The organism is Trichocoleus sp. FACHB-46 (assembly GCF_014695385.1).
Classification (GTDB): domain Bacteria; phylum Cyanobacteriota; class Cyanobacteriia; order FACHB-46; family FACHB-46; genus Trichocoleus.
In genome coordinates this window covers 42184-65977 of the sequence record NZ_JACJOD010000010.1, presented here as the reverse complement: position 1 = coordinate 65977, position 23794 = coordinate 42184, and the positions used below count along the sequence as shown (strand labels likewise).

23 protein-coding genes are annotated in these 23794 nt (G+C 49.1%); 10 read left to right on the top strand and 13 right to left on the bottom strand.

The genetic code is table 11. The features are described from left to right. The first annotated feature begins 192 nt into the window (after window positions 1–192). Complete coding sequence (locus H6F72_RS06245; protein ID WP_190432854.1) at window positions 193–840, top strand: YdcF family protein; 648 nt, start codon at window positions 193–195, stop codon at window positions 838–840. Here the strand turns inward: H6F72_RS06245 and H6F72_RS06240 are convergent. The 7 genes from H6F72_RS06240 to rpaB form a co-directional block, all read right to left on the bottom strand. Next, entirely contained in the window at window positions 824–1159 is a 336-nt protein-coding gene (locus H6F72_RS06240; protein WP_190432851.1) for a DUF2288 domain-containing protein, read from the bottom strand. The two genes, H6F72_RS06245 and H6F72_RS06240, sit on opposite strands and share 17 nt — an antisense overlap. Before the next feature lie 24 nt (window positions 1160–1183). After that, window positions 1184–2296 (bottom strand): AI-2E family transporter, encoded by a 1113-nt coding sequence (locus H6F72_RS06235; RefSeq protein WP_190432849.1) that lies wholly within the window; start codon window positions 2294–2296, stop codon window positions 1184–1186. Between the two features lie 142 nt (window positions 2297–2438). Continuing rightward, window positions 2439–3098, bottom strand: coding sequence for a lysophospholipid acyltransferase family protein (locus tag H6F72_RS06230; RefSeq protein WP_370527457.1), 660 nt, complete (start codon window positions 3096–3098; stop codon window positions 2439–2441). After that, window positions 3099–3980, bottom strand: a complete 882-nt coding sequence (fabD, locus tag H6F72_RS06225; protein ID WP_190432847.1) for an ACP S-malonyltransferase — start codon at window positions 3978–3980, stop codon at window positions 3099–3101. A gap of 41 nt (window positions 3981–4021) precedes the next feature. Continuing rightward, on the bottom strand, window positions 4022–5014 hold the full coding sequence (locus tag H6F72_RS06220; protein ID WP_190432845.1) for a beta-ketoacyl-ACP synthase 3: 993 nt from the start codon (window positions 5012–5014) through the stop codon (window positions 4022–4024). A gap of 2 nt (window positions 5015–5016) precedes the next feature. Next, a complete protein-coding gene (plsX, locus tag H6F72_RS06215) occupies window positions 5017–6051 on the bottom strand; it encodes a phosphate acyltransferase PlsX (RefSeq protein ID WP_190432843.1) in 1035 nt (344 codons plus the stop codon). 319 nt (window positions 6052–6370) lie between these two features. Further along, the gene (gene rpaB / locus H6F72_RS06210) at window positions 6371–7102 is read right to left on the bottom strand and encodes a response regulator transcription factor RpaB (protein WP_190432840.1); all 732 of its coding nucleotides are present in this window, start codon (window positions 7100–7102) and stop codon (window positions 6371–6373) included. Between the two features lie 172 nt (window positions 7103–7274). Here rpaB and radA point away from each other — a divergent pair, with 172 nt between their 5' ends. From radA to H6F72_RS06190, 4 genes are all read left to right on the top strand, one after another. Further along, the gene (gene radA, locus H6F72_RS06205; RefSeq protein WP_190432839.1) at window positions 7275–8795 is read left to right on the top strand and encodes a DNA repair protein RadA; all 1521 of its coding nucleotides are present in this window, start codon (window positions 7275–7277) and stop codon (window positions 8793–8795) included. A gap of 54 nt (window positions 8796–8849) precedes the next feature. Then, entirely contained in the window at window positions 8850–9251 is a 402-nt protein-coding gene (locus tag H6F72_RS06200; protein ID WP_190432837.1) for a biopolymer transporter ExbD, read from the top strand. A gap of 322 nt (window positions 9252–9573) precedes the next feature. Next, window positions 9574–10257 (top strand): HEAT repeat domain-containing protein, encoded by a 684-nt coding sequence (locus H6F72_RS06195; RefSeq protein WP_190432835.1) that lies wholly within the window; start codon window positions 9574–9576, stop codon window positions 10255–10257. A 378-nt stretch (window positions 10258–10635) separates the two neighbouring features. Beyond that, the gene (locus H6F72_RS06190) at window positions 10636–11112 is read left to right on the top strand and encodes a tetratricopeptide repeat protein (protein WP_190432834.1); all 477 of its coding nucleotides are present in this window, start codon (window positions 10636–10638) and stop codon (window positions 11110–11112) included. Between the two features lie 39 nt (window positions 11113–11151). Here H6F72_RS06190 and H6F72_RS06185 read toward each other — a convergent pair whose 3' ends face one another. From H6F72_RS06185 to H6F72_RS06170, 4 genes are all read right to left on the bottom strand, one after another. Next, window positions 11152–12042: an LD-carboxypeptidase gene (locus tag H6F72_RS06185; RefSeq protein WP_190432832.1), complete on the bottom strand. Its 891-nt coding sequence runs from the start codon at window positions 12040–12042 to the stop codon at window positions 11152–11154. Then, a complete protein-coding gene (locus tag H6F72_RS06180) occupies window positions 12039–13142 on the bottom strand; it encodes a glycosyltransferase family 4 protein (protein ID WP_190432831.1) in 1104 nt (367 codons plus the stop codon). The genes H6F72_RS06185 and H6F72_RS06180 overlap by 4 nt, the downstream gene beginning before the upstream one ends. Before the next feature lie 57 nt (window positions 13143–13199). After that, window positions 13200–14522, bottom strand: coding sequence for a HEAT repeat domain-containing protein (locus tag H6F72_RS06175; protein ID WP_199298923.1), 1323 nt, complete (start codon window positions 14520–14522; stop codon window positions 13200–13202). 165 nt (window positions 14523–14687) lie between these two features. Then, entirely contained in the window at window positions 14688–15800 is a 1113-nt protein-coding gene (locus tag H6F72_RS06170; RefSeq protein WP_190432829.1) for a DMT family transporter, read from the bottom strand. Window positions 15801–16273: 473 nt separating this feature from the next. Between H6F72_RS06170 and sppA the strand changes: the two genes are divergently transcribed. Together sppA and aroH are read left to right on the top strand one after the other, a co-directional pair. Further along, window positions 16274–17095 (top strand): signal peptide peptidase SppA, encoded by an 822-nt coding sequence (gene sppA / locus H6F72_RS06165; RefSeq protein ID WP_190432827.1) that lies wholly within the window; start codon window positions 16274–16276, stop codon window positions 17093–17095. Window positions 17096–17270: 175 nt separating this feature from the next. Continuing rightward, the gene (gene aroH, locus H6F72_RS06160; protein ID WP_370527456.1) at window positions 17271–17684 is read left to right on the top strand and encodes a chorismate mutase; all 414 of its coding nucleotides are present in this window, start codon (window positions 17271–17273) and stop codon (window positions 17682–17684) included. Window positions 17685–17766: 82 nt separating this feature from the next. Here aroH and crtR read toward each other — a convergent pair whose 3' ends face one another. Then, window positions 17767–18738, bottom strand: coding sequence for a beta-carotene hydroxylase (gene crtR, locus H6F72_RS06155; protein ID WP_190432823.1), 972 nt, complete (start codon window positions 18736–18738; stop codon window positions 17767–17769). A gap of 402 nt (window positions 18739–19140) precedes the next feature. Between crtR and H6F72_RS06150 the strand changes: the two genes are divergently transcribed. Together H6F72_RS06150 and pyk are read left to right on the top strand one after the other, a co-directional pair. Next, entirely contained in the window at window positions 19141–20007 is an 867-nt protein-coding gene (locus tag H6F72_RS06150; protein WP_242016816.1) for a COP23 domain-containing protein, read from the top strand. Window positions 20008–20400: 393 nt separating this feature from the next. Further along, window positions 20401–22182, top strand: a complete 1782-nt coding sequence (gene pyk, locus H6F72_RS06145) for a pyruvate kinase (RefSeq protein WP_190432821.1) — start codon at window positions 20401–20403, stop codon at window positions 22180–22182. Window positions 22183–22253: 71 nt separating this feature from the next. Here the strand turns inward: pyk and H6F72_RS06140 are convergent, their stop codons facing one another. Continuing rightward, window positions 22254–23090, bottom strand: coding sequence for an alpha/beta hydrolase (locus tag H6F72_RS06140; protein ID WP_190432819.1), 837 nt, complete (start codon window positions 23088–23090; stop codon window positions 22254–22256). A gap of 146 nt (window positions 23091–23236) precedes the next feature. On the opposite strand from H6F72_RS06140, the gene gcvH reads away from it, so the two are divergent. Next, window positions 23237–23626, top strand: a complete 390-nt coding sequence (gcvH, locus tag H6F72_RS06135) for a glycine cleavage system protein GcvH (RefSeq protein ID WP_190432818.1) — start codon at window positions 23237–23239, stop codon at window positions 23624–23626. The last annotated feature ends 168 nt before the right edge of the window (window positions 23627–23794 follow it).

Genomic DNA, 23794 nt, shown 5'->3' with positions numbered 1-23794 from the left:
ATTCGTTAGTGGGGGTGAACCATGCTAAGGAGTGGTGCGTCAGAGTTAGCAGAAAGCATAGAATTTCACCATAAAAGAGCGATTCTCCACAAGTTTGCTTAAATTTGAGGGTACTCTTTTACTGGGGAATCACTCGCTGTCGTGCTAGGAACGACCTAGGGGCTCCAGGTTACACTATTTACGATTTTAAGTATGCAGTCGAGGGAAGCTATCTATCCTAGAGCACAGCAAGGTAAACGCTCAAAAAAGTCTCAGTCTCGCCGCAAGTCATTTCCGTGGTTGATGCTGTTACTCCCTGCTGTCTTGTGGTTAGGGTACCGAGAAATTAGAAGTTACTTCCGGCAGCCCCAAGCGGTGCTAGTCCTAGGTGGTGCTCCGGAGCGGGAAGTATTTGCGGCTGAATTTGCGCGGGAACATCCTCAAATATCAGTCTGGATTTCAAGTGGCAGCAATCCAGAATATACAGAGTGGGCCTTTGCTGAGGCAGGAATTGCACCCAATCGCGTAATTATCGATCGCGAAGCCGTTGATACTGTCACCAACTTCACAACCTTGGTCGATAAATTCAAGGCGGAAGGGATTGACAGCGTTTACCTGATTACCTCTGACTACCATATGCGCCGAGCCCAAGTGATTGGTGAAATTGTTTTAGGTAGTCGGGGAATTGATTTTAAGCCGGTATCTGTCCCTTCTGGACAATCGCCAGAATCGCTGGAAAAAGCTGTGCGAGATGGAGCTAGAGCCATACTTTGGGTTGCGACAGGTCGGACAGGCTCGCGTCTCAGTCAGCTCCTCAATACATCTGAGTCTCCTGAGCCAGCGGTTAATAACTTCCCTTAACTTCAGGAGTATCAGAAGGGACAGATAGCTCTTGAACTAAAACGTAGGGCCGCACAATCAAGGCACTAAAGCGTTTCTCCTGATCGCTGTTCCAGTCAGATAATTGAGTTGCAGTCGGCTTAGCTAATAAGTTCTGCTGAATCCAGCTCTGCACTTCGGCTACATTATCACTGGCGATCGCCACTCCTACATCTAACAAGCTCAATCCTGGAGCCACAACCAGCAGCACATCTCGCTGAGCATGAGGCATCAACCAGTTCCACTCCGCCTCATCCAGCATCTCTGCTAAATCTGCTCTAACACTGTCCAAACCTGACATTGACCACGACCTCTTAAACTCGGCTCATTTTAGCGTGTCTTCTTGTAACGTGTCTTCTTGGAGCACTTGCTCCTGTAACACTTTTTCAGCGGGTTCCGCTTTCATTTCATCAATTTCAAATAAGCTCACTAAAACAGCAGCAATAGGAATCGCCAAAAAAATTCCTAACAGACCTGCCACTCTTGCTCCTACTAGCAATGCAAAAAAGACGATCACAGGATTGATATTGAGTGACTCTTGCATCACTCGTGGGGCAATGAAGTTATCTTGAACTTGTTGCAAAACAACTGAAGCCACTAAGACTTGTAGCGCCAACCAGGCGCTCTGAGACAAAACAATTAGCGAAACCAACGCCACGCCTAAGGTCGCTCCAATTCCCGGAATCGTATCCAGAATCCCGACCATCATGGCTAAAAGCAAAGCAAACGGAACCTGTAAAATTAAAAATACTAAAAAGCTAGTGGTGGTCAGAAATACAGTGAGCAAAAACTGGCCACGAAAAAAACCTAAGAACTTACGTTGCACAACTAGCGTGAACCGAGAGCGCAGATGAACAGGCACCAGTTTCATTAACAATTGCCAAAGCCGCCTGCCATCTAGCAACATGAAAAAGGCAACGACTGTAATTAGGATGAAATTAATAAAATTAGAAAAAAATACGCCTAATGCCGCCAGTCCCAAACCAATACTTGTTCCAACTTCCGACAAGAACTGGGTTTGAAACTGTCTTTGAATCTCATTGAGCTGAATTGGAATGTTGCGATCGCGCAGAAACCGTTCGATGCGTTCAGTTAAGGGAATTAAAGAGTTAAGAACTTCCGAAATTCTGTCAACTAACTCTTGAGCCTGAGACGCTAAAGTAAAACCTACCGTTACTGCCAGCCCGCTAAACAGGACCAAACTAGAAATAAACACCAAACCAATAGCTAAACCGCGCGGCAAAAACCGTTGTAACCACCGCACTGGATAGTTAAGTAACAATGCCAAAACTGCTGCTAGGGTAAATGTGACAATTACAGTCTCGAAATACGCTAGTAGCTGTACCAAAGCCCAGCCAGATGCAAATAGTAATAAAAAGCGAACGAGTGCCACATTATTCAGTCGGTCCCAGAAATCTCTGGCAGGTCGTTCATTCATATTTACAACAGGCAACAAGCCAAGAGTTTGTGATAGGTGTTATTCGGTGAGGAAGCTTAGAACCATGCCTATTTTCATGGTGTCCTTAGCTACTCGCAAACTCTCTTTGGTGGTAGTTCGTTGCTCTAAAGGGTATTGGGATTTATCGCCCTAAATCGTGCATGGCATGAATCACCTCAACACACTGCTGAGTCACAGCTTCTAGTTCTTCTCGCTCTGTCGATCGCGGCGGTGGAATTGGCTGTCCAATCCGAATTGTCAACGGCACAGGTCGAGGTGTTGCTGAGCTTTTACGGATGATGGCTTGGGTGCCCCATAAGCTTACAGGTAGCAATGGAGCTTGAGTTTTAGCCGCAATCAATGCAGCTCCCAGTTTAGGACTAGGAATACGACCGTCCACGGTGCGCGTGCCTTGCAGAAAAATACCTGCGGCCCAGCCCTGATCTAAAGCAGCCATAGCCTCCCGAATGGCGCTCCGATCTGCCGAGCCGCGTTTGACTGGGTAAGCTCCGTAGAGCCGAATCGCTTGCTTGAGCACGGGCACCTGAAATAGTTCCTCTTTCGCCATGTAAGCCACGGGTCGGCGGACACAGCAGGAAACAATGGGCGGGTCGAAGTCGCTAGCATGATTGCTGACGATCACGAGTGGTCCTTGGTGGGGTACATGCTCTGCCCCATAAATTCGTCCTCGGAAATAGCTATGCAGCATAGGGCTGACCACCGACCACTTGAATAGGTGGTAGAGGAAGAGGCTAATTCGAGGTTCGCGGCTTTTGCCCATCAGTGTTGGTTTGCTACTCACTTAGCTGGGAAGATCAGCAGCAGTGCTGACGTTCTCTAGGGCTAAATCAGGAGCGGTGCGTTTAATTAAACCAGTTAGGACTTTACCGGGTCCGATTTCTATAACTCGGCCAATTCCTTCTTCCGGTAAGCGCAGAGAAATTTCTCGCCAACGTACCGATCCGGTCATTTGTTGCACTAAACGCTGCTTCAGTTCGGCAGCCGCGATCGCTGGGGTAGGTTCTACATTCGACAGGACGGGAATCCGAGCATCAGCAAAACTCACAGTTTCTAAGACTTGCTGGAATTCTGCCGCCGCCTCAGCCATCAAGGGCGAGTGAAATGCACCTGACACGTTGAGGCGAACCATTCGTTTCGCTTTGATTTGAGATAGAACGGCTTCAACTCCAGCCGGAGTGCCAGAAATCACGACTTGGCCTGCATTGTTGTCATTGGCTAAGACCACATCAGCAGTTTGAGCAATTTGTTGTTCTAGTTGCTCGCGATCGAAGCCGATCACAGCCGCCATCATGCCATCAGAGGCACTATCCATCAGCTCAGCTCGACGCTTCACCAAGCGCAGTCCAGACTCAAAATCAAAAGCTTTAGCTGCATAAAGTGCTACATACTCGCCCAAGCTATGACCTGCCACCAAATCAGCCTGTTGTCCTTTGGCTTGCATCAAGTCAACTAAAATGCTTTCCACAACATAAAGACAAGGCTGGGTATAGAGGGTACGCGATAGCTTGTCTTCTTCGCTTTGACAGACTGCCGAAACCGACCAACCCAAGATCTGTTCTGCTTGCTCAAACTTGGTTTTTGCTTCGGGTAGCTCTAGCAGATCTACCCCCATCCCAATTGCCTGAGACCCCTGTCCAGGAAACACCCATGCCGTCTTTGTCATGTCTAGTTGATATCAGCGGATCAAGATTCAAACTTTATCACTTATCGGCCCCACTGGAAAATTGCCGCTCCCCAAGTCAGCCCAGCCCCAAAGCCAGAAGCTGCAATTACATCTCCAGGTTTGATTTGACCTTGCCGCACTACTTCATCTAGGGCAATGGGAATAGAAGCAGCAGAAGTATTCCCGTACCGAGCCAAGTTGCTAATCACCTTCTCAGCAGGCACCTTTAGCCGTTGGGACACGGCATCAAGAATGCGTTGATTCGCCTGATGCAATAGCAACCAATCAATTCGATCAATGCTGAGTTCTGAGCGATATAGCGCTTTTTCAATCACTTCTGGAACTCGCTTGACTGCAAAGCGGTACACTTCTTGCCCGTTCATGGTCACAGGTTGATAGGAGCCTAGACCTACTGTCACCCCAGGCAAGAGTTCTTGAGGCCGAGGTTGGTAACTCAAATTGAGTGAACTATTCTGGGTGCCATCACTGCAAATTTCAAATCCCAGGAGGCGATCGCTCTCATTGGCTTGGATCACTACCGCACCTGCGCCGTCCCCAAACAGCACACAAGTGCGGCGATCGGACCAATCGACCCAACGGGACAACATATCTGCCCCAATCAACAAGACGTTTTTGTAAACGCCAGTACGAATAAACTGGGCCGCAGTCACCAAGCCAAACACGAAACCAGAGCAAGCCGCAGTCAAATCAAAAGCGACTGCTTTGGTAGCGCCCAGTTCCGCTTGAATTTTGCTAGCGGTGCCAAATAAGTCGTCTGGAGTCGAAGTCGCCAGAATGATCAGGTCGAGGTCAGCCGTTGTAATTCCTGCCATCGCGATCGCGTTTTGAGCCGCCTCAGTCGCGATCGCAGCCAGAGAAACCTGTGGACTGGCCAGTTTTCGTTCCCGAATTCCCGTCCGAGTGGCAATCCACTCATCTGAGGTTTCTACGACCTGGCTCAACCCTGCATTATCTAAAACAGTTTTGGGAGCAGCTGACCCACTCCCAGTAATCGCAATTCCAGATGGCAACACGACTACTCTCCCTCACTTGCAGGAGCCGTCTTTCTTCCATAACACGACTGAATCCGATCTAAAACTTGATGATCAACAGCTTCCTTCGCTAGTCGCACCGCATTAAAGATAGAAGGTGCTTGAGAGCTACCATGACTGATAATGCAAACACCATCCACACCTAGAAGCAGACCGCCCCCGTGCTCTGCGTGGTCCATCCGCTGCTTAATGCGCTTCAGATTTGGCTTTAATAGCGTGACACCCAACTTGCCATTCAGACCTTGCGGCAATTCCTCTCGCAGAATTTGCAAAGCAACTTCACCCACTGCCTCAGCAAACTTCAGCAGAATGTTACCGACAAAGCCATCGCAGACGATCACATCAAACTGACCTGATAGAACATCGCGGCCCTCAGCGTTGCCGACAAATGGGATTTTGGGGTTATCTTGCAACATTTGATGGGTGCGAACAGCTTGGTCATTGCCCTTGCAAGGTTCTTCACCAATATTGAGCAAGCCAACTTTGGGAGTTGAAACACCCAGAACATACTGACTGTAGATAGTACCCATCTGGGCAAACTGCTCTAAGAACTTCGGGCGACAATCAACATTGGCACCAACATCTAGAATTAGCACTGGCTTTCCAGCCACTAGGGTTGGCAACACAGCTCCGATCGCAGGTCGATCAATGCCACGCAACCGCCCCAAGCGCAGTAATGCTGCCGCCATTGCTGCCCCTGAGTGCCCCGCAGAAACCACTGCGTCAGCTCGCTTCTGCTTAACCAAATCCATTGCCACATTAATAGATGCCTTAGGCTTCCGCTTTAGGGCACCCAGTGGCTCCTCATTCATCTCGATTGTGCCTTCGGATGGAATGATTTCCAGATGAGCAGAGCTATTATGTTGCTTGAGGTAAGCCTGGATTTGGTCAGGGTCTCCTACTAGCAAAGCTTCAATACCGAGTTCTTCTTGCGCTCGCAGCGCTCCAGCGACTATTTCAGCAGGGGCGTGGTCCCCGCCCATAGCATCGATTGCGATCCGTGCCCGAGTTGGTCCCATTGATCAAAGTTATAGAAACCTTACAAATTTTATCAGATGGCTTCTACGCCATCTTCAATTACTAACAGTCTACTCAGTCACTTCAACAAATTTTGCGGAAGTGCAAAGATTCGCCAAAATTATGCCACTCAAGATGTAGCTGTCAAGGCTGAGCGATCGCTTTACTGCTTTACCAGGCGGCTAAGCCCTTGCTTGGAGCCTAGCCGAAAAGTAGTTGGTACGCATCCAATCAGCCACAGTGAGTGAAACCGATGCAGCAGGAAAGAGTAGAAAAGTAAGCGGGCGTAGTTAGATCTGATCAACAGCGATGAACTGAGCCTTACTCATCTGCACCAGGCTCAACAATCCGCTGGAATAGATAGCCAGTGCCGCGTGCAGTCAGGATCAATTCAGGATTGCTGGGATCATCTTCCAACTTAGCCCGCAGGCGAGAAATGTGAACATCTACAACCCTGGTATCTACGTGGCGCTCAGGTGTGTAGCCCCAAACTTCCTGCAAAATTTCTGAGCGAGAGAAGGGTTCTCCAGAACGACTCACCAGTAGTTCCAAGAGACTGAATTCCATCCCAGTCAGCCGAATCCGTTCGTCACCTTTGTAAACTTGGCGCTTGTTGGTATCAATGCGCAGAGCATTGACGTGGATCACGCCAGAGCTAGGAATCCCTGAAGTGCCTGTCTTCTCTACCCGACGCAGCACCGAGCGGATTCGAGCTTCTAACTCTTTGGGTGAGAAGGGCTTCACCACATAATCATCCGCACCCAGCTCTAGCCCAGTAATGCGATCGGCGACATCACCTAAGGCTGTTAGCATGATGATCGGCACATCGGACTCCTTACGAAGCTCCTGACATACACCGTAGCCATCTAGCTTCGGCATCATTACATCTAAAACAACTAGATCAGGTGAAGCATTGCGAAATGTGTCTAAGGCTTCTTCACCATCAGCAGCCGTGACGACATCATAGCCAATCATCGAAAGCCGAGTTTCTAAGATGCGGCGGATACTGGCTTCGTCATCAACTACTAGTATCTTTTCTTTGTGATTTTCCAACTTATCCAACGCTCCTGTAAGTAGGATTTCTGATAGTTAATTTTTAGTACTTTATCATTAAGATAGTACCCTATTTAGACGGTTGAATGCCGCTGAAACTCTCATCATTATTGCCTTTCGGTTTTTCTTAACAATTAATCCGTCTTTGAGAGTATTTAAGAATAGTTAAGTAATGCCCAAAACTCGATCCCACTATGTTTGCAACCAATGTGCTGCCGAATCCCCGCAGTATTTTGGGAAGTGCCCATCGTGTCATGCTTGGAACTCTTTAGAAGAGCAGATCGTTAAATCTAACCCTGCTGCTGCCACTCCGATTGGTTTGACTGCTACCGCTCGCCTCAATGGTAAAAAACGTGCCTCCTCAACTACATCTGTGCAGGCTCGCTCATCCCTCACCTTCGAGCAAATTTCTGATCATCCGCAAGCGCGTGTTTCTTCTGGCTATACAGAGCTAGATCGCGTGTTAGGGGGCGGGATTGTACCTGGCTCTCTGGTCTTAATTGGTGGAGATCCAGGAATTGGTAAATCCACCTTGTTACTACAGGTCGCTAATCAGCTCGGTTCTCAGCATCGGGTGCTCTATGTTTGTGCAGAGGAGTCTGGGCAGCAAGTGAAGCTGCGATCGCACCGATTAGGCATTGGCAAGCAGCCTCCTGTGCAGTTGCAGCAACGTTCAGCGGAAGAAGCTGCCGCAGCGACGGGAGATCCGGGGCCAAACTTATATGTTTTGCCAGAAACAGATTTAGAAACCGTTCTGGCAGAGTTGGAATCCTTAAAACCGACAGTGGCAGTGATTGATAGCATTCAAGCGCTCTACTATTCAGCTTTAGGCTCTGCACCTGGGTCTGTATCCCAGGTCCGCGAATGTACCTCAGCTTTGATGCATGTGGCTAAGCGCGAGCACATTACGCTGTTTATTGTGGGGCACGTCACGAAAGAAGGGGCGATCGCGGGGCCTAAGGTATTGGAGCACTTAGTTGATACGGTGCTGTATTTTGAGGGCGATCGCTTTGCTAGCCACCGCCTATTGCGCTCGGTAAAAAACCGTTTTGGAGCCACTCATGAGCTAGGTGTGTTTGAAATGGCCGATCGGGGATTAGCAGAAGTTTCTAATCCATCCGAGCTGTTTTTAGGCAATCGAGAGGAGGTTGCGCCTGGCACCGCTACGATTGTGGCTTGCGAAGGCACCCGTCCCATCGTCGTAGAACTCCAAGCGTTAGTTAGTCCCACCAGCTATAGCTCTCCTCGCCGCTCCACCACAGGGATTGAGTACAACCGCTTGTTGCAAATTTTGGCAGTTTTAGAAAAGCGGGTTGGCATTCCCCTCTCTAAACTAGATGCATACGTCGCTTCATCGGGTGGCCTCAATGTCGGCGAGCCTGCAGCTGACTTGGGTGTAGCTGTTGCCGTCGCTGCTAGTTTCCGCGATCGCGTCGTCGATGCCAAAACTGTCTTAATTGGGGAAGTAGGCTTAGGCGGGCAAATTCGCCCAGTCTCGCAGATTGAGCTGCGCCTGAAGGAAGCCGCCAAACTGGGATTCAAACGCGCCATCATTCCTAAAGGGCAAACCGTTCCTGATATTGATTTAGAAATTATTCCAGTGGCAAAAGTGTTAGATGCGATGATCGCCGCCTTACCAGGCCAACCCCGACATACTGTAGAGGCAGTCCCGGATGCAGTCGAAGCCTCGTAGACCGCAGTAGCACCGCTACAATGGCTCTAACGTCGTTACCAGCGAGAGGAACTGATGCGTCTACCTTCTGAACCGGATGTGCCCCCACAGATTAACATCGTGCCGATGATCGATGTAATCTTTGCCATTTTGACCTTTTTCATCCTCTCATCGCTTTATCTGACCAGTTCTCAAGGGTTACCTGTCAATCTTCCCAAAGCAGCAACCGCTCAGGCCCAAAGCTCAACTCGCATCACAATCACGATTGATCCGCAAGGTCAAATCGCCCTCAACCGCCAAGCGATTCCGCTAGATGCTTTAGAGGTAGGGGTACGCAACCTGATTCCCTCTGGTCAAGAGTCGATCGTAGTTTTGAACGCAGACGAAAACGTCAGGCATGGCCAAGTTGTGCAAGTCATGGATCGCTTGCGTCGCGTTCCGGGAGCACGTTTAGCGATCGCGACTCAAAGACCCTAACTATAATTGGTTCTCTCTCAGCTCATGTCGTTGCCTCGCCTTTTCCAATTCCAGCAGTTGGGAAAAGTGAGGCAATCTTTATTAGTGGCCTTAAGTTTTTCGATAACTAAAAATCTTTAAGCTTTTATAGGCGATTTTTATATTCTTTACAAATCTTAATATATATAATATTGCTATTGTCACCCTCTAAAGTTTCTGCGAACTCTTACCTCAGAAGCTTTTCAGCATTTTCTACTTTTGTTTAACTGGATGGAGTGAAATCAACACTCCCCCAAGCAAGAGAGAAAGTGTAAAAATTTGTAATATAGCAAGATTAAAGTATATGACTCATTCTCATCTAGAACAAATTGCCAGCCAGCTAGAAAGCGAAAACTCACGCGATCGCATGTTGGCTTTGGCTTCCTTGCGGGGTGTTTCGGCGGCTGACGCAGTACCCCTGATTAAAAAAGTGCTGGACGATGAAAATTTACAGATTCGCTCAATGGCCGTGTTTGCCTTAGGCATCAAGCCTACTGAAGAGTGCTACCCCATTTTGATCCGCCTGCTAGAGAACGACCCAGATTATGGCATTCGGGCTGATGCAGCCGGAGCCTTAGGCTATTTAGCCGATCCTCGGGCGTTGGAGCCGTTGTCTCGAGCTTTTTATGAAGATACAGATTGGCTCGTGCGCTTTAGTGCAGCGGTCTCTTTAGGCAACTTGAAGGATCACCGAGCTTATGATGTGTTGGTTCAGGCGCTAGATAGCCATGAGATTGTGGTGCAACAAGCGGCGATCGCAGCCTTAGGTGAAATCAAGGCTGTAGAGGCAGTAGAAAAGATTCTGCGGTTTGCTCAATCCGAAGACTGGCTAGTTCGCCAACGCCTCGCTGAAGCGTTGGGTCATCTCCCAAGTCCTAAAAGTGTCTCAGCTTTGAAGTTTCTAGAGAAAGACGGCCATCCTCACGTTTCCGAGTCGGCTAGGATCTCGCTGCAACGTTTATCTGAGCAAACCGAAACCGCCGAATAGAACTCGTTAATCGATTCGTTAGCCAACTCAATAACCTGTCTGGTTCTAGTATCAGGCAGGTTTTTTGTTACCTGTAGGTTTACAACAATTTTCGATTCGTTAACCCAACTATTTCGCGAAAGCGGGTCTTGGGTTTGCCCAGTGCCAAAACCGGGTTATAGATAACCTATCAGCTCAGTGTACAGAGGCCGAATTTTGGTTAGATTACACTTCCTTGATGCTTTTAATGCTTTTACTCCTCCGTCTATAAAGACTCCAAAAAGATTGGTTCTTGGGTCTCTTCAGTGTTTCTGGCTTTGATAGAGTCAAATTACGGCCAAGGGACATCTTAAGTAATTTTTTTAACATAACTAAGCGCAAAAACACTGAGTAAAAGCAATGCCAGTTTCTAATTCATGGTGGTTTAAGTTTCCGATCGCCATTGGTTTAACTGCAGCGATCGCCGCCTCTGCTTACGGCTTTGGGATTGCCAACAAAGCGCCTGCCAGCAAACTTCAAGCAGCTGATCTGCTAGAGCAGGGCTTTTCGTTACGAGCCGCAGGTCAATTGCCAGAAGCTCTAGCAGCTTTTGAGCAAGCCATTGAGACCAAGCCGAACTACGCTGAAGCCTACACAGCCAAAGGAGCTTTACTAGCAAAACAGGGCAAAAATTCCGAAGCGATCGCTGCCTTTGGTCAAGCGATTGAAGCCGATCCGCAGTTAGCCGCTCCTTATCTAGGCTGGAGCCAAGTGTTGATTCAGCAGGGCAAGTTTATGGAAGCCAAGGTAGTGCTAAGTCAAGCCCGCAGCACCCTTAAACAACAAAGCGACACTCAGCAAACTGGAGTGGTTAATCACTTAATGTCCAGCTTCTAGACGGTCCAGCTAGCCTCAGTCTTTACTCAAACCCCAACTTTACTCAAACTCTAATCGTCCTTGATCACCATCTAAAGTGACGAGTCTACCAACTGGCAATGCGGCATTGGGGCCATCGTGACCAAAAGGCAAGTCAGAAACAATGGGAATGTTAAGGTCGCTGAGGCGATCGCGCAACACCTCTTCGATGCTAAAGCTGGGCACATTAGCAGGGGGTTGGCATTGGCTAAAGCGCCCCAATGCGATCGCCCGCACTGCTTGAAACGCTCCACTTAAGCGCCATTGCGTTAGCATCCGATCAATTCGGTAGGGCGCTTCCGAAACATCCTCGAAGGCTAAGATGACACCTTCTAACTGAGGTTGATGCGGTGTATGCAGCAAGTGAGTTGCAACCGTCAAATTGGCAGGCAGCAGAATCCCTCTGGCTTGTCCACCTCCCCAACCCTGCCCTGATAAAGGAGCGAGGGAATTACGTCCTTCCACCCAGCTAAATAAACGCTCAACCGACCAATCTGGCTCAGCGGCTAAAGTGGTCAACAAAGGGCCATGAACACCAGAAACTTCTTGCTGGCTTAGGCTCCACAGCAAGCTAGTGATATCAGAAAAACCGATCAACCATTTAGATGGTGACGGCGGCCAATGCCAATCCTCTAGCAGGCGCGCCCCGCCATAACCGCCTCTGGCACAAAGAATTCCTTGGCAATCTGGATCTTTCAGTGCGGTTTCTAGCTGCTGGCGACGGGTCAGATCATCCCCTGCCAAATATCCCCACCGAGCATCAAAACCAGGGGTGAGTTCTAGCTCATAGCCGCGCGATCGCCAAATTTCTAGCCCTTGCTGAAAGGCATTCAATTCTCGCAATGTGCCGCTAGGGGCAATCACCCGCAAGCGATCGCCCGGTTTGAGGAAAGGTGGAAGTTGGCAGTTCATGCTGGCCTCAGTGTTATTCCCAGAATGTCTGCAAACCATTCTTCCATGCGATCGCCCATTGCCGCTTGTGAAAACTCCGCCTCAGATTGTTGACGACAGGTCGCCCGATCGATTTGGTCAATTTTGGCGATCGCCGCCACTAAACCAGGCACACTATCGGGTTCTACTAGCCAACCCGTCTTGCCATCTTTCACGATTTCCGCTGGCCCACCCCGTCGATAGGCAATCACCGGAACGCCACAGGCTAAAGCCTCGATCGCCACATTGCCAAAGGCTTCCACCCAGCGGGGTGTAACTAGCAAAGCCCGACATTGCCGTAGAACCTGCTGCAACTCAGTAGTTGGGAGGAAACCCAAGTACTCCACGGGAGCATGGGGATAGCTTTGACAAAGTTGTTGCCAATAGGCAGCATCTTGCATCGCACCCAAAATCTTCAGTGGCATGCCTGTCTCTTGAGCCGCCGCGATCGCATCTTCCAAACCTTTTTCGGGGGCAATTCGCCCAACCCACCCTAGCCAAGGCTGGGGTTCTCCACAGAACTGATACAGAGACAAATCAAATCCATTACCCAAACAACGACAGTGGCTTGCAAAGGAAAACGTGGCCGCTTGAGCTTGGCTGTGTACTCCGATCGTGCGAGGAAATTGCCTTGCTACTTGTTCAATAATTTGGTCCATCGCATCGGTAAGCGAACCCATACTCACCAAATGCGCGATCGGACGTGGAAAAAACGGAGTTAAGTAAAAGGGCAGCCAATCGTAGGCAAAATTCACCAACAAGTCGTAATCTGGCACAACTCGACGAGCATAATCCCACATATTGGCCAGCACCGCTGCACCTGGCATCACGATGGGGTCAGTTCTCAACTGAGTTTGAGCAGTGGTCTGCAACTCTCCGGCAATTTCGATGATCGGCAGCGTCCGCAAGCTAGAACCTGTAGGGGCAAGAATCTGCAACGAGTGGCCCCGGCTCATCAGTTCTTGAGCAATGTTGTGCAACGTTAGCTCAACCCCACCGCCTAAGCCAGACCCTAAAGGCCCCACGGAAGTAGAAACAAACAAAAGTTTGAGTGGACTATCTAGGGAAATAATTGCACCCATTGAGTACTGATGAGAAGAACAAATTAATCCTGACCAACCAGAGCATCAAGAGAGCTTTTATGGATCGGAGGGACTCTCAGGTAAGCTTTCTGGGGGACTCACAGAATTTTTCAGCGCTGGGACGTTCTCCACATTGGCAATCGTCTTAATCCGGTTCACTTGATTGAGTGCCCAACGTGCTGTCTCTTGTACTTCTGCATCCGGATCTTCTGTCGCATGACGCAGCAGTTGGCTAATTTGGCCGACCAGATCATAAATCCGGGTGATGTCGCGGATCGCATTTTTCCGTACTTCTGGATTTTCATCTTGCAAGGAAATCGCTAAAGCTCGATTCATCGGCTTCAGGGTCCGTACGCCAATCTCCGACAAGGAAGCCAAAATTAAGCTGCGTTGCTTAGAGTCAGAGTCAATCATTAAGTCGACTAACGGCTGTACTGCCTGAGTATCGCCCCGTTGCCCGAGTTCCCAAATGGCCTTCCGCCGCTTAGCAGGATCTGGGCTGCGTAGATCCTTAACCAATTCCTCAACAATATTGATTTTGGCTAGTCGTGTGGTTTCTCGGACAGGCAACGACTCGGAATTAGAGGTTTCACTAGATGCCTCTGACTGCTTGCCATCAACCGCGATCGCTGGAACACTGTGGCCATTGCTGCTCACCTCCACGACAGGAGTATGAGGACTAGAAACTGACGGCTCTACGGGATTAGCGTCTGCTCCAGATAAGCTGGGCGGGGAAGATTCGCGACCTGCTAAAGTCTTCGGTTGTTTCGACTGGCCGCTCGCCCTTAGCAACAAATATAAAATTCCAGTTCCAATGGCTGCGATCGCGATTACACCCACCAACCAACCTAACCAACTCCGTTGCGGTCCAGCAGATTTAGCCTCTTGAGCGGGGGTTGGAGTTGGTTTCGGAGCCTCAGTTTTAGCGCTCTGTAACTCTTGTAGGCGAGAGAGCGTGCTTGGACCTGCAACCCCATCTGGACTGAGACCGATCGCTTTTTGAAAATTTAAAACAGCAGTCTCAGTACTTTGACTGTAAGTTCCATCGGCAGCGCCATCAAAGTAGCCTAAAAGCTTCAGGGTGGTTTGCAACTCTTTCACTGCTGCCCCTTGGGCACCAGGTTGCAGAGTTGTGCCAGGCGTAATGCTGCTAGGGGACGAGCTAGCAGTTGTGGATGCACTGGCTGAAGCACCCTCGATAGGTGGGGATTGGGCTAAGTTAAGTGAGCTAGCGAGTAAGAGAGGGCTAGGAGCCTCAGGTGCAGATGCCCTAGAGCGGACTCCCGCGTAACTCCTTGCTGGCTCAGAGATGACACCGAGGAAAGTGACACAGGTAAGCAGGAGTAAAGTGGAGCGGTAGAGCGTCATAAATAAACCCAAGGCTTAAAGACTACAACCAGGGCAAGCGGCGAGAGTGTGATTGTGGCAAATTAACATAGCGGCTTTGACTCTCATAGGCCTCCAAAAGATTCCTTAGTTTTACGAAATCACAAAGCCTTCTAAAAACAGGACATGATCTATAAATAACCTGGGTTAGTCGCACTATTACTGCAAAATTTTAGATTCCGCGTCGGTAATTTGCAGAGGCACCCTCGTAACATCGCTGATATTACCGCCAGATTGAGGTAATAGTTCTACAGTTGCAGCGGCAGTTTCCTCAAGTAGGGACACCGGTTTTGATGCAGTAGCACCCTGAAGCTTTCGGGCGATCGCCTCACGCTGATTGATCAGATAAATGCTAACCAAGGTCAGACCCACCCCAAACCACTGCAAAGGGCTAAGGACTTCTGCTAGGAATAAATTACCAAACAGTAAGGCAAACACAGGTGTCAGAAATGTCAAAGCGCTCAAGCTGGTTAGGCTACCGCTAGAGGCAAAGTAAAAGAACAAGCCATAAGCGATCGCACTACCAAAGACAGTGGAGTAGCTCAATGCCATCCACCCAGAAAAATCGAGATGCACCCACTGCTCGGACTCCCACAGCGATGAAAACGCAAAAAGTGGCAGACCTCCCAATATCATATGCCACCCAGTAGCTGTGACTGGATCAGCATAGCGAAAGACCAAACGAGCCATGACGGTGCCTACGGCCATAGACAGAGCCGCTAAAAGCATCAACCATTCGCCATTCTGAAACAGCTGGTGTAATAGTTCTGAGGCTGAAGGTAAGGAAGCGATCGCCAAACGTCCTTGCAGTAATCCCCAAATCCATTCATCGGGTAGCCCTAGCAAGCTAATACCCAGCACGCCTAAGCCTAAACCGAGCCAACCCCACAAGCCAATGTGTTCGCCAAACAGCCAACAGGCCAGCAGAGCCACAGCTAAAGGTTGAGAGTCAATCATGACTGACCCTAAACCCGCAGTGGTACGAGTCAATCCTTCTGCTAAAAAGCCTTGAAATAAAGCGCCATCCACCAAGGCAAAACTCAGAATTCCGAGCCAAGCCGCCCAACCCCGTGGTTGCGGTCGTCGCATCATCGCTGCGACCACTAAAATCATCATCCCCGCAGGCACCAAGCGCACCCCTGCTAAAAACATAGGGGTAGTCTGCGGAATGACTCCTTTCATCGCTACCATCGCCGTGCCCCAGAGAAAAAAGGGCGCAATCAAGAGGAGTGGTGCTACGGGTAACTTTGATTCAGAGGGTCTTAGGTGCATGCAATAACTCCGGGAAGGACTGGGCGGTGCCAAATACTAAACCTTAGGCCCGCATCCTAATCTCATCTAGGATGCTGAGTGATTGAGAAAACTGAGCTACAGCTTGAAGTACAGCTTTAATTAATTGTACTGAGTTATATACTTATGTTAAGTAACTTATTTAAAGATACTCGTTTTACTACTGCGGTACCGAAGTTTGAGCAAACGGCTGATTCTGAGCAACAGATCAGGCTTCTGGATCCAGCAGAATCCTAGTGCCCTAGCAGTAGCAACCCCAATACTTTCAATCCAATCGTCTAAGAATTAAGGCACACTAGGAGTCAGACCACTCCAGCTAACAGTGCAACACTTTTAACCTGCTGGTCAGCTTCAGCTGCTTGAGGAAAGCTGAAAACTTGGGCTGTCATTCCAGTCTGAGTCGGTCTCTGCCTCAAAATTGACTGACATCATTTCGTACTGGTTCTCAATTACTCATGATTTGGCCTTTCAAGCCTCGGTCTCGAAAACAAATTGCTCGCATTGAAGTCTCAGGGGCGATCGCAGGAGCGACACGCAAGCGAGTTTTAGAAGCTCTCAAAACCGTAGAAGAAAGAGAATTTCCCGCTCTGCTCCTACGAATTGATAGCCCTGGTGGCACTGTCGGAGACTCCCAAGAAATCTACAGCGCCCTCAAACGTCTGAGTGAAAAAATCAAAATTGTTGCCAGCTTCGGCAATATTTCTGCATCGGGTGGCGTTTATATTGGCATGGGCGCAAATTACATTGTCGCCAATCCGGGTACCATCACTGGCAGCATTGGGGTAATTCTCCGGGGCAATAACTTAGAGCGTCTTCTAGAAAAAGTAGGCGTTTCCTTCAAAGTGATCAAATCTGGTCCCTACAAAGATATTTTGGCTTTTGACCGAGAGCTGACAGAGCCAGAAGCCCATATTTTGCAATCGTTGATTGACACAAGCTATCTACAGTTTGTGCAGACTGTTGCTGACGCCCGTAAGCTGGCGGTGGATACAGTTAAAAGCTTTGCAGATGGGAGAGTTTTCACAGGTGAGCAAGCTCAAGAACTAGGGCTTGTAGATCGCCTAGGAACCGAAGAAGATGCTCGTCGCTGGGCGGCAGAACTTGCAGGTCTTGATCCAGAAAAAACTCGTTGCTACAACTTGGAAGAACGTAAGCCCTTCTGGAGCCGTGTCGTTCCTAGTACGAGTCAAACTCGCTTGGGAGTGAGAGCCAGCCTCGATTGGATGGAGTTTGAGTTATCTACCAGTGGTCTACCTTTGTGGCTTTACCGACCTTAGTGAACCACTTGCCCAAACTTGACAATTAAAGCCTTGAAAATCCTAGATTTTGTTAACATTGGCTCGCATTGTCAAGATTTTCAGTTATCGTTGCGATCGCTCAGGTTAGATAATCTGAGCCATAAAAATTCAACTTGATGAACCTTGGTTTAATCACATGACGGAGGATGATGGCGTGGAATGGAGAGTTCGGGCAATTCGTGGTGCAACAACTGCCTCAGAAAATACGGCTGAGGCAATTCGAGAAGCAGTCGCTGAGCTGTTAGATGAGCTAGAAGCTCATAATCAACTCGATCCAGAAGAAATTATCAGTGCGACGTTCTCAGTTACCCGCGACTTGGACGCCATCTTTCCGGCTTCAGTAGCGCGTGATCGTCCCCGTTGGCAGAATGTCCCTTTGATAGATGTGCAACAAATGCACGTTGAAGGCAGTTTGGAGCGTTGCATTCGCTTCCTGATTCATTTCAATACTCCAAATCCGCACGTCGAAATCTATCATCCCTATCTGCGTCAAGCCAAGAGCTTAAGACCCGATTGGATCTTGGCTCAAACAGGCTTGGCATCGCCCGTCGTTAAGTCTCATCGTTAACTAAGTTCAATCACTAAAAAAGGGAGCAGAGTTAAGTCTTGCTCCCTTTTTTAGTGGTTTAAGCCGGGTTTAACTGGACTGGTCAACTGTGAACTTCCAAGCCCTGAGCTACCTCTAAGCTACTGTTGGCTGGGCTAGCTTGGCTTATAGGAGTGTTTACCTCTGAAGACTCCAGCGATCGCGGGCGGTGAAAACGAATGCCTAGGAAGACATCGTACACAAAGTGCCAAAAGTCTTTAGTCTTTGATAAACCCAGCGATTGGTGGCAACCCTTAGCGTCTAACAAAGGCTGAGTGGCATAGTAAGCAGGCTGATAGTTGTACCAGGGAATAGAAGGCCACAGATGATGGATCAGATGGTAGTTCTGACCCATAATCAGCAGGTTCAGAATCCGGTTGGGGTAGACTCTAGCGTTCTTCCAGCGATCGCGCTCCTGAAAAGGTCGGTGGGGCAAATAGTCAAAGAATAAGCCCAGAGCTAAGCCTACAACTGCCAGAGGCACAAACCAAAAATTGAAAATGTAGCCCAGAAAGTCGTGCTGGCAGGCTGTGTAAATTAGAGCACCGACGGCTAGGCGAGCGAGAAACCACTCCAATAACTCGGACTTCCGCCATAACCGACGGCGGAAAAAGAAAATTTCGTGGTACATGAAACGAGCCGCAATAAACCAGAGCGGCCCCCCGGTCGAAACAAAGTGATCGGGGTCATTGTCTGGATCATTCACATTGGCATGGTGCTGCATGTGCACGCGCGTAAAGACTGGGAAAGAAAAACCCAGCATTAAGGCACTACCATGCCCCATGACGGCATTGATGATGCGATTGCGATGTGCCACATTGTGGGATGCATCATGAATCACCGTCCCCACCATATGTAGAGCAATGACAGTCATGCTAAAGCAGCACCAGTCAAGCCATTCCCAACACCAGTAACCCAGTATCGATAGGATTTCTATGGCTACCGCTGCCAGGAACATTAGCAGCGTCGGGTTAAATTGACCCGGAGGACCCATTAACTCCTTCGGCACTGTCAGGGGCTTTACTGCCTCCGACATCGTTATCAATACTCCTTGTTGGTCATCCTCGCGTAGTATACGATACGAATGCTGAATAATAAAGTTTTGTGAAACTAGCTCATCTAATCAGAGCTGCGCTAACAGTAGCGTCAAATTAAATAATTTGAGCCAATTTTAGAGTAACAAGGGCAATTTAACCTCAGAAGTTCACGGACCTTGCCTGACAACCTCAGCTTTAAACACTTCAGCAGAAACCCAACTTCAATGAAGACTCGGTGAAATCACCCTCCTAGGTCGGCGGATCTTCCGATGTAAATGCTAGGTCTGAATTGTTATCAGGGTTGTAGGAGTGCTCTGTCGCATTAGGTGCATCAGGGCTTTGTTACATCAGGGGTGGTGTTGCGGTGATTAGTTGTCATTCACTCTGAAGAGGCTTTGATTATGGTGTTATTGCAATCTCAAGGTAATTCTCAAGGTCGTTTCAAGCTAACGTTTCTTACTTTTAAGGCTACAAGTTTGGCTACAGGAGCTGTGGTGTTCTTAGGTGGTGGGTTGTTCGCAGGGATGACTGGTAGTGCGATCGCTGCCACACCTACCAGTTCCGGATCAGCATCAAAGGATATTCAAGTACAAACAGAGGCTGAAAATTCGGAGTCTACACCTACGACAAACCCAAGTAGCGGCTCTACTCAAACTAGCGTGGCAAATAGACCCCGCTTTACTTGTGAAATGCTCAACGGCCAGTACACGGTGGTTTATCACCCAGAGAGCCGTCCTAGCGAATCCTATCCCTGGGCGACACCCAGCCAACTAGGCGGTGGTTGGACTCCTCAAGCTCGTTGTCAAGAAATCAGTCGCCGTTTAGAACTCTACCGTCCTGATGGCCTACAGGAAATGCGAACGGCGGTGGAAAATAACTACAACACAGTTTGTGTTACCACCGAGAAAAATTCTAGTTGTCGGATTGTTCTGACAGTCCCGCCAAATCAAGACCCACTGACCACTCGCGATCGCGTCTTCCAAAACTTGACAATTGCTGACAGCGGCCAACAAACTCAAGCAGCTAACACGTTTGTAGGTAGCAGTCGTGTAGGCAATAGCCGTGTAGACGGCAGCAGCCGGGGAGGTGACAAGCTGGACGAATTGGTTAACTTAGGTGCCTCGCTTCTAGGCGGGCGGCAGGAGCGCTCTAGCAACATCAACTTGCGGCCCTTCCTTGATCCCGCTGATGGTGGAACAGGCAGCAAGCTAGGTCAAGGTATGTCTACTCGCAACAATCCTCGCCTCAATCCAGCCAATTTTCGTTAGGTAAAAATTAAAACAGGGTAGGTTTTGCAAATTAATAGTTTTAGCGCACCGAACAACTAACCTACTAAACCTGATGGAACGCACCCTAGAGACTGAAGGCACCTAAAGATTCTGTCGCTTGCCCTTGCAGGTTTTTGCAAAAGGGACTAGCCAAACGTGGTAGTATCCCTGTTGCCGCCTTGCCAAGAGGCAACAGCATTTTTCTCAACCGTTAATTCTTTGCTATCAACGCATGCGACTATTGATAGTTTAGAGTTATTTTCTTGTTGCACCTCACTTCGGGATTTCATTCCATGCCTAGGCTGGAAAGTGCAGCAAGTCACCGCTAAGCCAGTATCCTGAGGACATCAGCGGTAGGGTCTCCTTCAGTCTATTTTTACCTTCTTGGAATCCATGCAACTGCGTAACTCTCCGCGTCGGACAAAAATCGTCGCAACGATTGGCCCCGCCACTAGTAGCCCAGAAGTTCTACGCGCCCTGATTGAAGCGGGTGCAACTACTCTGCGTCTTAACTTTTCTCATGGGACGCATGAAGATCATCAACGCAGCATTCGGCTGATTCGGCAGATTTCTTTTGAGCTGAATCAACCTGTCGGAATTTTGCAAGATCTCCAAGGACCCAAAATTCGTTTAGGCCGCTTTGAAGACGGTTCTATTACTCTTAAGCGTGGCGATCGCTTCACATTGACTAGTCACGCTGTTCCTGGCACCCATGAAATCAGCTCTGTGACGTACGAGCCACTAGCCGAGGAAGTGCCTGAAGGTGCCACTATTCTGCTCGACGACGGCAAAGTGGAAATGCGAGTCGAGAAGGTAGACCGCGATCGCAAAGAATTGCATTGCGAAGTTGTAGTCGGTGGCGTCCTTTCCAACAACAAAGGCGTCAATTTTCCAGGAGTTTATCTGTCGATCAAGGCATTGACCGATAAAGACCGTAAAGATTTGATGTTTGGGCTTGATCAAGGAGTTGATTGGATCGCCCTCAGTTTTGTCCGCAATCCCCAGGATGTGTTGGAGATCAAAGAATTAATTTCCAACGCAGGTAAGCAAGTCCCGGTAATCGCCAAGATTGAGAAGCACGAAGCCATTGAGCAGATGGAAGATGTTCTTTGCCTCTGTGATGGCGTGATGGTAGCGCGGGGTGATTTGGGCGTAGAGCTACCTGCCGAAGATGTCCCCATTTTGCAAAAGCGGCTGATTGCCACAGCCAATCGGTTGGGTATTCCGGTGATCACCGCTACCCAGATGCTAGATAGCATGGTGAACAATCCACGTCCCACTCGCGCTGAGATTTCGGACGTAGCCAACGCCATTCTGGATGGTACAGATGCCGTTATGTTGTCGAACGAAACCGCAGTTGGTAAGTATGCCATTGAAGCGGTGGCAACGATGGCCCGGATTGCGATTCGTACCGAGCAAGAGCAGATTCGCCGCAACCTCGACAGTGACGGGCGATCGATCCCCAATGCGATTAGCCAAGCAGTTGCTCGCATTGCCGAACAGCTAAATGCCTCTGCGATTATGACGCTGACCAAAACGGGAGCCACAGCTCGCAACGTTTCTAAATTTCGGCCTCATACCCCCATTTTGGCCGTTACCCCTCATGTCGATGTGGCACGACAGTTGCAACTAGTTTGGGGCGTCAAACCCCTGCTAGTTCTGGACTTACCTTCTACTGGGCAAACCTTCCAGGCCGCGCTCAACGTCGCTCAAGAGAAAGAGCTGCTCTCTGAAGGTAATTTGGTGGTCATGACTGCTGGTACCCTGCAAGGGGTATCTGGTTCCACCGACCTAATTAAGGTGGAAGTGGTAACGGCTGTCTTGGGCAAAGGGATCGGTATTGGTCAAGGCTCAGTCAGTGGGCGTGCGCGGGTGGCTCACGCGAGTAATGAAGTCAGCAACTTCAACCCGGGCGACATTTTAGTCACCTCCTGCACCAGTGTTGATTATGTGGAGATGATTCGCAAAGCCGCTGGGATCATCACTGAAGACGATAGTTTGACCAGCCACGCCGCAGTGATTGGCTTACGTTTAGGGGTACCCGTGATTGTTGGGGTCAAGAATGCGACCGAAATTATTCGAGATGGCGCCATTCTGACTCTCGATACCCATCGGGGTTTAGTTTACTCCGGTGCTGTGGGAGCTGCTCAGACTGACTCAGCGATTACGGTTTAAGTGGTCTCAAACCTTCAAGAATCAGGGCGATCGCTTCTCTTAACTCAGGACTGGGGAGCGATCGCTTTCTCCTACTTAGATGTTGCCTCCGAATTTTTTACCAGTTGAGCAAATGCTTGTAACTGCTGGGCATATCTCGGGCCAGCCACCTCTACTAGGTCGTCATGGTTAGCATCCTCGACCCAAAAACTTTGCTTAGGAGAGCGCGCCGCCTGAAATAGCTGCTCTCCATGCTGAAACGGGATGATTTCATCGGCAGTGCCATGCACAATCAAAATTGGGCATTGGATGCGGCGAATTTTGGCAATATTGGCAAGTTTGTCGAACGGGACAATTGGAACGCGAGTAACCACGCGGAAAGCAGTGACAAAAGAGCTTTCCACAATCAAGCCAGCCAGAGGTTTACGAGTCGCTAAATCAACGGCAACACCACCTCCAACTGAGCGACCTAAAGCAATAACCCGATTCGCTGGGACTTTGAGCTTTTGGGTCAGATAGGTATAAGCAGTATCGGCATCTTGGTAAGCATGTTGCTCGGAAGGCTGACCTTGGCTGGTACCATAGCCTCGGTAATCGTAAGCAAACACGGCAAAACCAGCTTCGTGAATCATGGTCAGCGTTGCCTCAATATCCCCTAAATCTTCGGCGTTGCCATGACTGTAGAGAATGGTGTACTGGGCCTGAGGATTGGGCAGATAAATCGCTGAAATTAAGACATTATCGGCGGTTTTCAGCTTCAGAGTCGTTTGGGTATCCTGGTAGCTAGTGGGTTGTGGTTGAAAAATTTGGCGATCGCTCAAAAAGAAGGCGTAAAAGCATAGAACCGCATAGATCAACAGGGTGGAGCAGACGAAGCGCTTAACTGAAAACTCACCCAATACCAGCCGTTTGAGTGTTTTTGACTTCATTGAGGACTAACGTGAAGAGATGCAAGCCGATAAGACCCGCAAGAATACTTCCTACTATGCCCAAATAGGCTCCAAGACATTGTCAGAACCGGCTAAATCTTGCAAGCTTATTGGAAGTGTAGTGACATATCCGGTGAGGAATTGGTATGGCCTTTGAATATCCCGATGATCTAAAGTATCTAGACAGCCATGAGTACGTGCGTTTAGATGGCGATATCGCTACGATTGGTATTAGCGCCTTTGCCGTCGATCAACTGGGTGACATTGTATTTCTAGAGCTACCTGAGATTGGTGACAAGCTAGTCAAGGGAGAGACCTTTGGTACGGTTGAGTCAGTCAAGGCTGTTGAAGATCTCAATGCTCCGGTGACAGGGACTGTAATTGAGCGCAACACAACAATGGTGGATGCGCCGGAACAAGTTGCAGAAGATCCCTACGGTGAAGGTTGGCTGCTGAAGATTCGGATTGATGAATCGGAAGAATTAGATGAAGTCCTGACGGCTGAAGAATACCGCCAACAAGTCGAAGGCGCATAATTTACTGGAAGACTTCTGAAGGCGTGGCAGAAGCGATCGCTTCTGGACCCTGCATAGTCAAGTTTGCTGAGCAAGAATAGAAGAGACACAAGCTCACTCTGGTGAAATCAGGGTCAACTATCCATTGCAAACTATTGCAAAATGGTCAGAAATGACCTTCTTGTGTCC